This window comes from Yersinia alsatica, assembly GCF_025133195.1.
GTDB lineage: Bacteria > Pseudomonadota > Gammaproteobacteria > Enterobacterales > Enterobacteriaceae > Yersinia > Yersinia alsatica.
In genome coordinates this window covers 3,684,099-3,697,755 of sequence record NZ_CP104006.1, presented here as the reverse complement: position 1 = coordinate 3,697,755, position 13,657 = coordinate 3,684,099, and the positions used below count along the sequence as shown (strand labels likewise).

Below are 13,657 nucleotides of genomic sequence, written 5' to 3'. Positions count from 1 at the left end.
AACTAAAGATTCATTACATTTCTGTAATTGTGTCAATGACTTGATAGAGGGTTTCCCCAGCGCTGTACACAGTTGCACAAGCTAGGGCAAGGGGTTACAGCCACTGGGCTGTTGCTTTTCCGAGAGGTGAGGCAGGCAGCCTCCAATGACACTGTGTGCTTGATAATGATATTGGTGCGTGCAAACGTAACGCCGGACCCCAGTAGGTCATTTCGGGTTGCGGTTGATAATCATCAGCCGTTGCGTAAATAGCTTTTAAACTAATGTCGTCGGTATGATAAGGAGCATCAAGCAATATCTCGGCGGTACGAGCTAGAGATAGTCGGGCGCTGTAACCTCTATTTTGTGTCAGTCGCTGAACCAGTCCTTGGACCGCTGCAGCGGCCATTAAATAGCCGGTTGCATGATCCAGTGCCTGTACAGGTAGAGGGATAGGATGTGGCGCTTTTTGCCATTTCATCCCAGCATCAGCAATGCCACAGCTCATTTGTACCAAACTGTCAAAACCGCGCCTGTTACGCCACGGGCCGCTCCAGCCATAAGCATTTAGGCAAATATCGACGAGTCCGGGGCATAACTGACGCCGTTCGTCCGGGCCGTAACCCAACTGCTCTAATGCTCCGGCTCGATAGCCATGGATGATGACATCGGCCTGACTCAATAAATGTTCAAAGATGTGGCGGTCATGATGATTATTCAGATTTAACCGTGCGCAACGTTTACCTAGGGTGACTTCCGGTTCGACGGCGGGTTCATCCCAAGAGAAAGGATCGATGCGCAACACGTCAGCGCCCCAACCAGCAAGAAAGCGAGTGGCTATCGGCCCCGCCAGAATGCGAGTGAGATCTAACACGCGGATACCCGCTAGTGGCTGTGCCAGTGATACCTCCCAATCGGGCGCAGCAGTTTCTGGATGATAAACCGCCGCAAAAATGGGTTCGCTGGTGACACTGGCACCTTGGGTATGCTGTTGCCATTGTTGGTGAGAATACATCTGAGCGGCACATCCGCCAGCAGTAATAACAGCTTGTTCGAGCTCATGAGCTTTCCATTGGCTGACTGCATCAGCTACGGCACTTTTATGCTGATGCGTGCCTAGAACTCGTTCGACGGCCAGGCGGTGACGCGGGGCACTAGTGTGCAAGCGGATCCAGCCATCACTGGCCTGATAATCCCCTGCAATGGCATCCCATGCAGAGGGTAATTGCCAGTTTATCGGTTTCAATGACCATCCAAACCATAATGAGGCCAAATGGCTATCAACCGTGACTATGGGTTTTAAGCCGTGCTTGGCCTCAAGTAATGCTGCAACAGCTAATCCAGCCGTGGCAATAGCGGCACAAGCTAACGGCGTTACCGGAAATACTGATGGCAGTTGTTCCTCTCCAACAAACACTAATTGATCCTCAGGGAGGTCGGGATAACCCAAACTTTGCCATAACTGCCGTGTCAGTGTTGTTGTGAGTGGTGTGGTCATGAAAAACTCCAGTGATAACGTGACGTTTGCAGTGTAGCAAGTGGGAAAGCTTTTTGCCTGAGACTGATAAATATTGTATGCGGCAATAAAGTATTATTAAAAAAAGATATTATTAATATTATCCCTATTATTTATTAGGCAGAAGTTGGTTTAAGTTTTGTTTAGAAATATAACCTTTACATAATTATCACCCGCAACTATACTCTTGAAAAATTTCGGTGGAGAAACTAATGGATACGCAAAGTAGTAGTCAAATAAGCAAGGCAAGCTAACTCATCTCCCGACTGATTTGTTGCTTGCCGAAAAATGGCGGGCAGCACCCTCTCTGTATTTCCTGAGCTGTGCACACCCAATAAATTATTTAACTCGATGAATTTCATCGAGGGTATTAATTCGGGTTTTTATTATGGTATTTAACAACCACGCACTCTTTCCTCCAGGCACTAACACCGGTTATTGCTGATTTCCTTCGGGTATATATCAGCACAATTACCTGTGTGCTAAATAGCACATGATTATTCTACCAATGATTAATTCATGGAGAGAATCATGGCATTAACTCCTTTTGTCGTAAATTTATTACTGGCGATGTGTCTGGGCGCGTTAATTGGCGCGGAAAGACAATGGCGTCAGCGTATGGCCGGTCTACGGACTAATGCATTGGTCGCCACCGGTGCTGCGGTATTTATTCTTAGCTCTTATGCAACATCCCCTGACAGCCCGGGCCGTATTGCTGCTCAAGTAGTTTCCGGAATTGGCTTCCTCGGTGCTGGTGTGATAATGCGTGAAGGCATGAATATTCGTGGCCTGAATACGGCTGCCACACTGTGGTGTTCCGCCGGGATTGGCGTGCTTTGTGGTCTGGGCCTATATTGGAATGCTGTTGTTGCAACGGCGGTTATCCTTTGCGCCAATATATTGCTACGCGAAGCGGCACAACGAATCAATATGCAACCTCAGCAACAAGCTGTCGATTTAGAAGTTCGGTATCGGATTCAAGTCACTTGTGGTGCTGAAGATGAAATCTTGGTTCGCACGCTCATTTTGCAGGCGCTAAATGGTGTGGCGTTACGGTTACAGTCACTTTGCAGCGCCGATATTGCCAGACCGGGGCAGCTAGAGGTCTGTGCTGAAATTATGGCGACGCCAGCAGAACAAAAAGAAATTGAAAGTATTGTTTGCCGCGTAAGTTTAGAGCGCAGTGTCAGCTCTATTCACTGGCGCATCGCGTCGGAATTACCGGTATAGCCTTTATTTAGCGTAGCAACATTGTGGCAACGCCAAATTTTGTTAGCATGATTAATTCAGGGAATTAATCTGTATTTTAAAAAGTAATAAATAGCGCTAACCCATGTGGTAGTAAGGAGTCGTTATGGACGATCACCCCGGAGTTAACTCAATTAGCTGCTGCTAATTAAATATAAATACAAAGTTGGCAGCGCAATAATAGTTCAGCACATTTATCTCTCAGTAATTGAGCGGATAAGTCCTGTGCGTTTAGAATTAAAAGAGAAGCGTTATGACCAAATTTAAAAAGACAGCTACCGGCCGAAGCGATAATAAAAAACCTTTTACTATTGCGCTAGAGGCTAAAAATAGCCTGGACCAAACTTTATCCAAGTTAAATGCAAACTTGAACGGGCTGACTGAGGAAGATGCTCAAGAGCGTCTGGAATTATATGGCATTAATCAGGTTGCACATGAGAAAGCGCCGCCAGCATTGGCCCAACTCTTATCGGCATTTAATAACCCTTTTATTTTTGTTTTAATGATCTTGGCGGCAATCAGCTTCTTTACTGATTATTGGTTGCCTCTGCAAAATGGTGAAGAAACCGATCTGGTTGGCGTCAGTATTATTGTGACGATGGTATTAATCAGTGGGTTGCTGCGCTTCTGGCAAGAATATCGCACTAATAAAGCTGCGGAAGCATTGAAGTCGATGGTGCGCACCACGGCAACAGTGTTGCGCCGTAGTAGCCACAGTGCTCAGCCGGCAAAAAAAGAAATAGCCATTAAGCATCTGGTACCCGGCGATATCATTTTATTATCTGCCGGGGATATGATTCCAGCTGATCTACGACTGATTAAATCCAGAGATTTGTTTATCAGCCAGGCCATTCTGACAGGTGAAGCGATACCCATTGAGAAATATGATGCCATGGGCGCCGTTACTTCAAAGTCAGTAGAGGCGAATGCCAGCAGTGAAAGCGAATTACTTGAGTTGTCCAATGTCTGTCTGATGGGGACTAACGTTGCCAGCGGGACAGCAATGGCAGTGGTTGTAGCCACTGGTGGACATACTTATTTCGGGTCGCTTGCTAAGTCGATTGTCGGCAATCGTGCGCAAACTGCCTTTGATCGTGGGGTTAATAGCGTCAGTTGGTTATTGATTCGCTTTATGCTGGTGATGGTACCAATTGTATTATTGATTAATGGTTTTACTAAAGGGGATTGGTCTGAAGCGGCGCTGTTTGCATTGGCGGTTGCTGTCGGATTGACGCCTGAAATGTTGCCGATGATTGTCAGCTCCAACCTGGCTAAAGGCGCGATAGCGATGTCGCGGCGAAAAGTTGTGGTTAAGCGATTGAATGCAATACAGAACTTTGGTGCTATGGATGTGTTGTGTACCGATAAAACCGGGACGTTGACACAAGACCGCATCATTCTTGAGCACCATTTAGATGCGCGCGGCAGTAATGACAGCAAAGTATTACAGTTAGCATGGCTTAACAGTTTTCACCAAAGTGGTATGCGTAATTTGATGGATCAGGCGGTCATCAAATTCAGTCGCGGCAAGCCAGAGATTGATGCTTTGCGTAGTTTCAATAAGGTTGATGAGCTGCCATTTGATTTCATCCGTCGCCGCCTATCCATTGTAGTAAAAGATGAGCAACAGCATCAGCAATTGATCTGTAAAGGCGCGGTGGAAGAGATGCTCAGCATCTGTACCCATGTACGTGAAGGTGATGAGATTTATGCGTTGGATGATGCTCGTCGCATGTCATTACTGGCGCTCGCCACCCAATATAATGAAGATGGTTTCCGTGTTTTGCTGCTGGCAACCCGTGAGCTGGGTAACCAAGTCAGTGAATTACCTCTAAACATTGCTGATGAGCGCGATTTAGTGGTTCAAGGCTTATTGACCTTCCTTGATCCACCCAAAGAGAGCGCCGAGGCCGCGATTACTGCATTACGTGAAAATGGGGTTGCCGTCAAAGTGTTAACCGGTGATAACCCTATTATTACGGCCAAAATCTGTCGCGATGTTGGGCTGGAGCCCGGTGAGCCTCTCAGTGGTCGAGCGATTGAGGATATGGATGATGAAACACTGGCGCGTGAGGTGGAACTGCGCACCGTGTTTACCAAACTGACACCATTGCAGAAGTCGCGAGTGTTGAAAATGCTGCAAAGCAATGGGCATACCGTCGGTTTCTTGGGTGATGGTATCAATGATGCGCCAGCATTACGTGATGCGGATGTGGGGATCTCAGTTGATACCGGAACTGATATTGCTAAAGAATCAGCCGACATTATTTTGCTAGAAAAGAATTTGATGGTGTTGGAAGAGGGCGTGATTAAAGGACGTGAAACTTTCGGGAACATCATCAAGTATCTGAATATGACGGCCAGTTCAAATTTCGGTAATGTCTTCTCCGTCTTGGTCGCCAGTGCTTTTATTCCGTTTTTACCAATGCTCGCCATTCATTTGCTGTTGCAAAACCTGATGTATGATATCTCTCAGCTCTCGCTGCCGTGGGATAAAATGGACAAAGAGTTTTTGCGTAAACCGCGTAAGTGGGATGCGAAGAACATTGGCCGTTTTATGCTATGGATTGGGCCGACTTCCTCCATTTTTGATATTACAACCTTCGCTCTGATGTGGTTTGTATTTGCTGCTAACAGTGTTGAACATCAGGCGTTGTTCCAGTCCGGCTGGTTCATTGAAGGTTTACTGTCGCAAACGTTAGTTGTTCATATGCTGCGAACACAAAAAATTCCGTTTATTCAAAGCACTGCGGCGTTGCCTGTGCTATTGACTACCGGGGTAATCATGGCAATTGGCATTTATATTCCATTCTCACCATTAGGGACACTAGTTGGGTTGCAACCCTTACCATGGCAATACTTCCCATGGCTGGCCGGCACGCTAATCAGCTACTGCGTCGTTGCGCAACTGATGAAGCAGTTCTATATTCGCCGCTTCGGTAAGTGGTTCTAACCGCTATTGTATCGATTCGAATCATACTGTTTTATATAACAAATCCGGGGCCATTTGGCCCCGGAATGATGAAACCCTTTTTATTGCTGACTATTCGTTACTGACGCGTATCACCAGCTTGCCGAAGTTTTTGCCCTCTAGCAGGCCAATAAAAGCTTGTGGCGCATTTTCCAGCCCATCGACCAGATCTTCCCTAAACTTGATTTTACCTTGCTCAACCCAAGGGGTCATTTGCTGCAAGAAATCACCAAAATGCGGGGCATAATCATCAAAGATAATGAATCCTTGCATCCGAATCCGCTTTCTTAAAATGATGCTTTGTAACAGGGGCAAACGGTCTGGGCCATCAGGTAACGCAGTGTCGTTATAGCGCGCAATTAAGCCACACACTGGGATACGCGCACGTGGGTTGAGTAACGGTAATACCGCGTCAAAGACGGCTCCACCGACATTCTCATAATAAATATCAATGCCTTTTGTACACACTTTTTCCAGCTGTTGCGCAAAATCGGTGGCCCGATGGTCGAGACAGGCATCGAAACCCAATTCTTCGACCACATAGCGGCATTTTTCTGCGCCGCCAGCCACGCCGATGACTTTACATCCCTTCAATTTACCGATTTGTCCGACAACAGAACCCACAGCACCGCTGGCTGCGGCGACCACGATCGTTTCACCGGCTTTGGGCTGACCAATATCCAATAAGCCCATGTAAGCGGTGAAACCTGGCATACCCAGCACCCCTAGGGCGCGTGAAGGGTGGGGGAATTGTGGCCCCAAATTGCGAATGCCCGTGCCATCAGAGAGTGAATAATCTTGCCAGCCGCTGCTGGCCAGAACCCAATCGCCGACTTGAAAGTCTGGATGTTTTGAAACTTCGACCCGTGAAACCGCACCCCCCACCATGACCTCACCCACTTCAACCGGGGGAGCATATGACGGCGCATCGCTCATTCGACCACGCATATAAGGGTCGAGAGATAGGTAGCGGGTGCGCAGTAGCACCTGACCCGCTGCGGGTTGTGGAATGGGCTGAATATCGAGTGTGAAATTTTCGGCAGTTGGTGTGCCGTGCGGACGTGAAGCTAGCAGAATACGGCGGTTATTCATTTTATCTTGTGGCATCAGATTCCCTTACCTGTAAGAAGTCAATCGGGGGAGTGACGATAGAGACTGCTGAAAATCATAGTAGAACTCTTCAGGATGGTTTCAGCTAATAGTGCGAAAGGCGTTGCTCTTTAGCCTGAGCAGACGCCATAAGAGGAAAGAGGGCGGTTAATCAAAGGGGAACAACGAGCACATCAACCATGCTGGTATTAATTAATCGGGCAGAGGAGCAAGAGAATTTATTCATCAAACTTGCACTATGATTGCCACATATCACCAGATCAACATGCTGTTTTTGGCAGAAATACGCCATGCTGTCGGCAAATTCGCCGTGTGCAATATTCCTGCTCTCAATGGGATAATCAGCATTGGCAGCCAACTCCGCCATAAATAATTGCGCTTCTTCTTGTATCACCGAGCGCAAATCACCCAGCATCGGTGCCGCATAGCTGCTGTACATTTCGGGCTCTGTGGTCAGGGTAATTAACGAGACCTTGCCATTATAGGGCCGAACGATGGAAACCGCTTTATTAACCAATTGTTGGCTATCAGGCGAAAGGGCAACTGCGACCAGCACATTCCTGTATCCCATAATTAAGCTCCTATAAGCACCGCTATAGCTTAAAGATTAGGGGATCACACCGTTAAGAAATGAGATGTCAGTCACACTTGGCTGTTGATGGGAGATAAATAAAGTTATATCAATAAGTTAATTAAACTGAATGGCACAGAAATAAGTAATGAAACTTATGTTTCAAACATTATTAATTAACTTATCTTACATTTTTGTCACAAGTCCCTTGCAAAAATGCGGATATGAACCAAAGTTGAAAATGTGCTGATGAAAATGTGTACGGGAGAGTGAAAATGAAACATGTAGTTACCTCTGTTGCCTTTTTTAATACGTGTTGTCGGTCTTTTTAACGCAAAAAGGCAAATAGGTTAATAAATAATCGAAGAATGACTTTTTTGGCAACCGCATAAATATTCGTTTAAACCTAATAGTTTCGGAGGGTAACTTATAGCATTGCCGAGTAATAAACCCCTATACCAGTCCTTAATACTGATAATTTCGAGTTAAGACAGATTTATGTTCTGCTATTTTACTTTGGGAATGCTTTTGTTCGAATTGATCTAAAAACACTAAGAATTGGGCCTATATCACTAGTTTTTTAGCTCTTTTCTGACTTCTGATTGTTTTTTGAGCACCAAGGTGGTTAAAAATCAATCAAAAAATGTGTTCTAGAGCGACTTTATATTTTATTTTTGTGATCAATGTCACATTACATTTAAAATGAATCACTAGTCACATTGTATGTGCTAACGATTCGGGAGTAGAGTTGGGCCTCTTTAGGAATAATCCTAATATTTTGTAAGAAAAGTTTCATGGCGCAGGTGCAATATCAGAGCAGCATAAAACTTCAGCTGCCAAGAGCCGTGACATGTAATTTCATACCAAAACGGTATTTTTGTAATGTAGCACCAGTAGGTTTCAATTACTTTTAGTTCTATAGGTACTAATTAACTGTATACGGGAAGGATCCCAGGTCTTGGGTGAAGAATACTATCATCCAACTTATGTTTTAAAACATAATCAGTCGGGATGTGTAAAATGAGTACGTCTGAATTACTCAAACATATTTATGATATTAATTTGTCATATTTGCTTTTAGCACAGCGGTTAATTAACGATGAGAAAGCCTCAGCGATGTTTCGTCTAGGTATTACCGATACCATGGCCGATGCATTATCACAGTTAACATTACCGCAGATGGTTAAATTAGCTGAGACTAACCAATTGGTGTGTCATTTCCGTTTTAGTGACCACAATACTATTCATCATCTGACGAAAGAATCTCGTGTGGATGACTTGCAGCAGATCCATACAGGAATTTTATTGTCGAGCCACTTACTCCACGAACTATCGTTAAAAGACGGTAGTGCGCCTAAGAAAAGAGCATGACTGATGGTTGAAAAAAGTATTGTCCAGGAAGCCAAAGACATTCATTTGGCAATGGAGTTGATAACTTTAGGCGCACGCTTGCAGATGCTTGAAAGCGAAACGCAACTCAGCCGGGGGCGTTTAATTAAGCTCTATAAAGAGCTGAGAGGCAGTCCACCGCCGAAGGGAATGTTACCGTTTTCGACCGATTGGTTTATGACTTGGGAACAAAATATTCATTCATCGATGTTTTATAACGCTTATAGCTTCTTGCTAAAAAGTGGTCAATGCACCGGTGTTGAGGCCGTTATTAAGGCTTATCGTCTTTACCTCGAACAGTGCCCTGATCAGTCCGGAATCCCGCCATTACTGGCGTTGACCCGAGCCTGGACTCTAGTTCGATTCGTTGACAGTGGTATGTTGCAACTCTCTGGTTGTAACTGCTGTGGTGGGACTTTTATCACCCATGCGCATCAGCCACGAAACAGCTTTGTTTGCAGTCTCTGCCAGCCACCTTCCCGCGCAGTAAAAAAACGTAAACTTTCTCCGCAATCTGCCGATATAACTTCACAACTGCTGGATGAGCAGGTTAGACGCGCAGTTTGAGTTTCTTTGAGTTGTCAGAATTTTCGGTTACAGCAGCGGTATGGATACCGTTCCTGTAACCGGTTAATGGCAACCAGCAGACTCAAAGGGTGCTAACGCCTCACCTTCCACCCACACACTTTGCTAAGGATATCGCGTGTTAGTTATTTTGGGTTATATCGTGGTCTTAGGTGCGGTTTTTGGCGGCTACATCATTGTTGGTGGTCACCTTGGCGCATTATATCAACCGGCTGAATTCTTAATTATCGGCGGGGCCGGTATTGGCGCGTTTATTGTGGGTAACAATGGTAAAGCGATAAAAGCCACGATGAAGGCAATGCCAAAATTGATGCGCCGCTCTAAATATAACAAAGTCCTATATATGGACTTAATGGCGCTGCTTTACCGCTTATTAGCAAAATCCCGCCAACAGGGAATGCTGTCACTGGAACGCGATATAGAAAGTCCATTGGAAAGCGAAATTTTCTCTAATTATCCAAGGATTTTGGCCGATAAGGTATTAGTAGAATTTATTACCGACTATTTGCGGTTAATTGTCAGTGGGAATATGAACGCTTTTGAAATCGAAGCTTTGATGGATGAAGAGATCGAAACTCACGAGCAAGAATGCGAAGTTCCGGCGGGCAGTTTGGCCATGGTGGGGGATTCTTTACCCGCGTTTGGTATCGTCGCTGCGGTCATGGGGGTGGTGCATGCTTTGGCTTCCGCGGACAGGCCTGCGGCAGAGCTTGGGGCACTAATTGCCCATGCGATGGTAGGGACATTCTTGGGTATTTTGCTGGCATATGGGTTCATCTCACCTTTAGCAACCTTGTTACGTCAGCAGAGTGCAGAAACAACCAAAATGATGCAGTGCATCAAGGTGACTCTGCTTTCCAGCCTAAACGGATATGCGCCGCAAATCGCAGTGGAATTTGGTCGTAAAACGCTCTATACCACTGAACGCCCATCGTTTATTGAGCTGGAAGAGCATGTGCGCAGAGTGAAAGCTCCGGCACCGCAAGCGACAGAAGAGGACGCATGAAGCATCAGAACCACCCCGTTATTCTGGTCAAAAAGCGCAAAGCCAAACATGGTGCAGCCCATCATGGCGGGTCATGGAAAATTGCTTATGCTGACTTTATGACGGCAATGATGGCCTTCTTTCTGGTGATGTGGTTGCTGTCGGTTTCCAGTCCGCAAGAGCTTACGCAGATTGCAGAATATTTTCGGACCCCGTTGAAAGTTGCCTTGACCAGCGGTGATAAAAGTAGCTCCAGCACCAGCCCAATCCCCGGGGGCGGTGATGACCCGACTCAGCAAGTGGGTGAGGTGCGCAAGCACATTGACTCCGAAGAGAGTCGGAAAGAAGAGTATCGGCTCAATAAGTTACGAGAAAAACTGGATCAATTAATTGAGTCAGATCCAAGACTGAGAGCATTGCGGCCACATCTACTGATTAACATGATGGATGAAGGGCTAAGAATTCAGATTATTGATAGTCAAAACCGGCCGATGTTCAAAATGGGGAGTGCGCAGGTTGAGCCCTATATGCGCGATATTTTACGTGCAATAGCGCCAATCCTGAATGACATCCCGAACAAAATCAGTCTGTCTGGTCACACCGATGATCTGCCCTATGCCACGGGTGAACGCGGTTACAGTAACTGGGAATTATCCGCGGATCGTGCCAATGCTTCACGGCGTGAATTGTTGGCTGGTGGTTTAGATGAAGGCAAGGTTTTACGTGTGGTGGGCATGGCGTCGACGATGCGGCTAAAAGAGCAAGCCTCTGATGATCCGGTTAACCGCCGCATCAGTATCTTGGTGCTGAATAAACAGACTCAGCATGATATTGAGCATGAGAATTTAGATAACAAAGCGCTGGATATCGAAAAAGCCGAGAGTTTGAAACAGATTGATTCTGCGGGAACGACGCCAGCAATTACTGCGCCAGCTGCTGTGACAACAGGGGCAGTTACCCCCGCAGCACCTGTGGTGACAACGGATGCAGCTAAGCCAACGCCGCCGCCGGTTACCACCGGTTCAGCAACGGCAACAATACCGGCGACGCCCGCCATTGAGCCAGTGAAAGCGGCAGCGCCGCCAGCAGCACAAACACAACAATCGAGCACGGGGAACATCACTCCGGCAGCCAACCGGCCAACGACATCGTTGCCAGCGGCACCGGCCAGTGATGTACCGGTCTCTCCGACAAGCCGCGACGCACAGTAGAGGTGACACCGTGAGCATGGATATTACCGCGTTTTATCAGACTTTCTTTGATGAAGCAGATGAATTGCTGGCAGATATGGAACAGCATTTGTTATTGCTGGATCCGCTGGCACCAGACAATGAACAACTCAACGCCATTTTCCGTGCCGCGCATTCGATTAAAGGCGGTGCAGCGACATTTGGTTTTTCGGTATTACAAGAAACAACCCATCTGTTGGAAAACCTGTTGGATGGTGCCCGTCGCGACGAAATGCGCTTAAGCACCGATATCATCAATCTGTTTTTGGAAACGAAAGATATTATGCAGGAACAGTTGGACGCCTACAAAACCTCTCAAGAACCTAACGCGGAAAGCTTTGAGTATATTTGTCATGCATTGCGCCAACTGGCACTCGAGGCCCTAGAGCAGCAAGGTAATTCCAGCAATACACCGGCAACTGATCAGAGTAGCGCAACCACTCCGGTAGCTGAAAGTAAAGTTGGCGGCAAATCTCCGGCTCTGGTGCAGGGCGGCATGCGTATTCGCCTCTCAGGGCTGAAAGAGCAAGAAATTCCGCTGATGCTGGAAGAGCTGGGCAATCTGGGTGAAGTCAAAGATCCGCACCAAACAGCCGATAGCCTCGAAGCGACGCTGATTACGTCAGTCAGTGAAGATGATATCAGCGCGGTACTCTGTTTTGTGCTGGAACCTGAGCAAATTAGTTTTGTATCAGATGAGTTGGCGCAACAGCCACCAACTGAAACGATGGTTGCAGCCGTGCCTCAAGCTGCGCCGACCCCGGTTGCGGAAGTTAAAAATGCAGCAAAAGCTGATGCGGTTGCAGCCCCTACCAGCGCAGAACATGTCAAACCAAAAGCCAAAGCGAGCGAATCTACCAGCATCCGGGTGGCGGTCGAAAAGGTTGACCAACTGATTAATCTGGTGGGTGAATTAGTGATTACCCAATCGATGCTGGCGCAGCGTTCCAGTACCTTGGACCCAGTGATTAATGGTGATTTACTTAATAGTATGGGGCAGTTGGAGCGCAATGCGCGCGACTTGCAAGAGTCGGTAATGTCTATCCGTATGATGCCGATGGAGTATGTCTTTAGCCGCTTCCCGCGATTAGTCCGCGATTTGGCCAGCAAGCTGAATAAGCAGGTTGAACTGACCTTACTTGGCAGCTCAACTGAACTGGATAAGAGCCTGATTGAACGCATTATTGACCCATTAACCCATCTGGTTCGCAACAGTCTGGACCACGGCATTGAAGATCCTGAAACACGTCTCGCCGCAGGGAAACACCCGGTGGGGAATCTGACACTGTCAGCAGAGCATCAAGGCGGCAATATTTGCATCGAAGTCCTGGATGATGGTGCCGGTCTTAATCGGCAGAAAATTTTGGCGAAAGCTCAATCGCAGGGTATGGCGGTTAATGAGCATATGAGTGATGAAGACGTCGGGATGCTGATTTTTGCCCCAGGATTTTCGACCGCCGAGCAGGTTACTGATGTTTCGGGCCGTGGTGTTGGGATGGATGTGGTTAAGCGGAACATTCAGGAAATGGGCGGCCATGTGCAAGTCAGCTTCCAGGCTGGCAAAGGGACGTCAATTCGTATTTTGCTCCCTCTGACACTGGCTATCCTTGATGGCATGTCCGTTAAGGTCAGTAATGAAGTCTTCATTCTGCCATTGAATGCCGTAATGGAATCACTGCAACCATTGGCTGAAGATTTACATCCACTCGCCGGTGGTGAACGCGTGCTGCAAGTGCGCGGTGAATATCTGCCGTTAGTTGAATTGTTCCGAGTATTTGATGTTGAGAATGCGAAAACAGAAGCCACTCAAGGCATTGTGGTGATTTTGCAAAGTGCTGGTCGTCGTTATGCACTCTTGGTAGACCAATTGATTGGCCAACATCAGGTGGTGGTGAAAAACCTGGAAAGTAACTACCGGAAGGTGCCAGGTATTTCAGCGGCCACTATTTTGGGTGATGGTAGCGTGGCGTTAATTGTTGATGTGTCGGCATTGCAGGCTTTAAACCGGGAAAAGCGTGTAATGGCTGATGACACAGCTGCCGCATAGCAGAAGTACCGGTATGAAGCCTGTATC

Annotated in this window: 10 protein-coding genes; 7 read left to right on the top strand and 3 right to left on the bottom strand. The window is 46.9% G+C overall.

The window, feature by feature from the left end:
* Nucleotides 1–94: 94 nt before the first annotated feature.
* Nucleotides 95–1,477, bottom strand: a complete 1,383-nt coding sequence (locus N0H69_RS16510) for a CoA transferase (protein ID WP_050151323.1) — start codon at nt 1,475–1,477, stop codon at nt 95–97.
* Nucleotides 1,478–2,026: 549 nt separating this feature from the next.
* Between N0H69_RS16510 and N0H69_RS16505 the strand changes: the two genes are divergently transcribed.
* Both N0H69_RS16505 and mgtA read left to right on the top strand, forming a co-directional pair.
* Nucleotides 2,027–2,725 carry an MgtC family protein gene (locus tag N0H69_RS16505; protein WP_050106708.1) on the top strand — a complete coding sequence of 233 codons (699 nt, stop codon included), beginning with the start codon at nt 2,027–2,029 and terminating at the stop codon, nt 2,723–2,725.
* Nucleotides 2,726–2,996: 271 nt separating this feature from the next.
* On the top strand, nt 2,997–5,696 hold the full coding sequence (gene mgtA / locus N0H69_RS16500; protein WP_050151322.1) for a magnesium-translocating P-type ATPase: 2,700 nt from the start codon (nt 2,997–2,999) through the stop codon (nt 5,694–5,696).
* Between the two features lie 90 nt (nt 5,697–5,786).
* Here the strand turns inward: mgtA and curA are convergent, their stop codons facing one another.
* A complete protein-coding gene (gene curA / locus N0H69_RS16495) occupies nt 5,787–6,821 on the bottom strand; it encodes an NADPH-dependent curcumin/dihydrocurcumin reductase (protein ID WP_050151321.1) in 1,035 nt (344 codons plus the stop codon).
* 154 nt (nt 6,822–6,975) lie between these two features.
* A complete protein-coding gene (gene uspC, locus N0H69_RS16490; protein WP_050106705.1) occupies nt 6,976–7,395 on the bottom strand; it encodes a universal stress protein UspC in 420 nt (139 codons plus the stop codon).
* Nucleotides 7,396–8,415: 1,020 nt separating this feature from the next.
* Here uspC and flhD point away from each other — a divergent pair.
* From flhD to cheA, 5 genes are all read left to right on the top strand, one after another.
* Nucleotides 8,416–8,766, top strand: coding sequence for a flagellar transcriptional regulator FlhD (flhD, locus tag N0H69_RS16485; protein WP_032910768.1), 351 nt, complete (start codon nt 8,416–8,418; stop codon nt 8,764–8,766).
* Between the two features lie 3 nt (nt 8,767–8,769).
* Nucleotides 8,770–9,351 (top strand): flagellar transcriptional regulator FlhC, encoded by a 582-nt coding sequence (flhC, locus tag N0H69_RS16480; protein WP_005164496.1) that lies wholly within the window; start codon nt 8,770–8,772, stop codon nt 9,349–9,351.
* A gap of 136 nt (nt 9,352–9,487) precedes the next feature.
* On the top strand, nt 9,488–10,375 hold the full coding sequence (gene motA / locus N0H69_RS16475) for a flagellar motor stator protein MotA (RefSeq protein WP_004708125.1): 888 nt from the start codon (nt 9,488–9,490) through the stop codon (nt 10,373–10,375).
* The gene (motB, locus tag N0H69_RS16470) at nt 10,372–11,565 is read left to right on the top strand and encodes a flagellar motor protein MotB (RefSeq protein ID WP_050151320.1); all 1,194 of its coding nucleotides are present in this window, start codon (nt 10,372–10,374) and stop codon (nt 11,563–11,565) included. The genes motA and motB overlap by 4 nt, the downstream gene beginning before the upstream one ends.
* Nucleotides 11,566–11,581: 16 nt before the next feature.
* Entirely contained in the window at nt 11,582–13,630 is a 2,049-nt protein-coding gene (gene cheA, locus N0H69_RS16465) for a chemotaxis protein CheA (RefSeq protein ID WP_050151319.1), read from the top strand.
* Nucleotides 13,631–13,657 lie beyond the last annotated feature (27 nt).

Bases quoted from the DNA above. Each gene is read 5' to 3' on its own strand.
- N0H69_RS16510 (WP_050151323.1), bottom strand. From the start codon at position 1,477: ATGACCACACCACTCACAACAACACTGACACGGCAGTTATGGCAAAGT.
- cheA (WP_050151319.1), top strand. From the start codon at position 11,582: ATGGATATTACCGCGTTTTATCAGACTTTCTTTGATGAAGCAGATGAA.
- curA (WP_050151321.1), bottom strand. From the start codon at position 6,821: ATGCCACAAGATAAAATGAATAACCGCCGTATTCTGCTAGCTTCACGT.
- uspC (WP_050106705.1), bottom strand. From the start codon at position 7,395: ATGGGATACAGGAATGTGCTGGTCGCAGTTGCCCTTTCGCCTGATAGC.
- mgtA (WP_050151322.1), top strand. From the start codon at position 2,997: ATGACCAAATTTAAAAAGACAGCTACCGGCCGAAGCGATAATAAAAAA.
- flhD (WP_032910768.1), top strand. From the start codon at position 8,416: ATGAGTACGTCTGAATTACTCAAACATATTTATGATATTAATTTGTCA.
- flhC (WP_005164496.1), top strand. From the start codon at position 8,770: ATGGTTGAAAAAAGTATTGTCCAGGAAGCCAAAGACATTCATTTGGCA.
- motB (WP_050151320.1), top strand. From the start codon at position 10,372: ATGAAGCATCAGAACCACCCCGTTATTCTGGTCAAAAAGCGCAAAGCC.
- N0H69_RS16505 (WP_050106708.1), top strand. From the start codon at position 2,027: ATGGCATTAACTCCTTTTGTCGTAAATTTATTACTGGCGATGTGTCTG.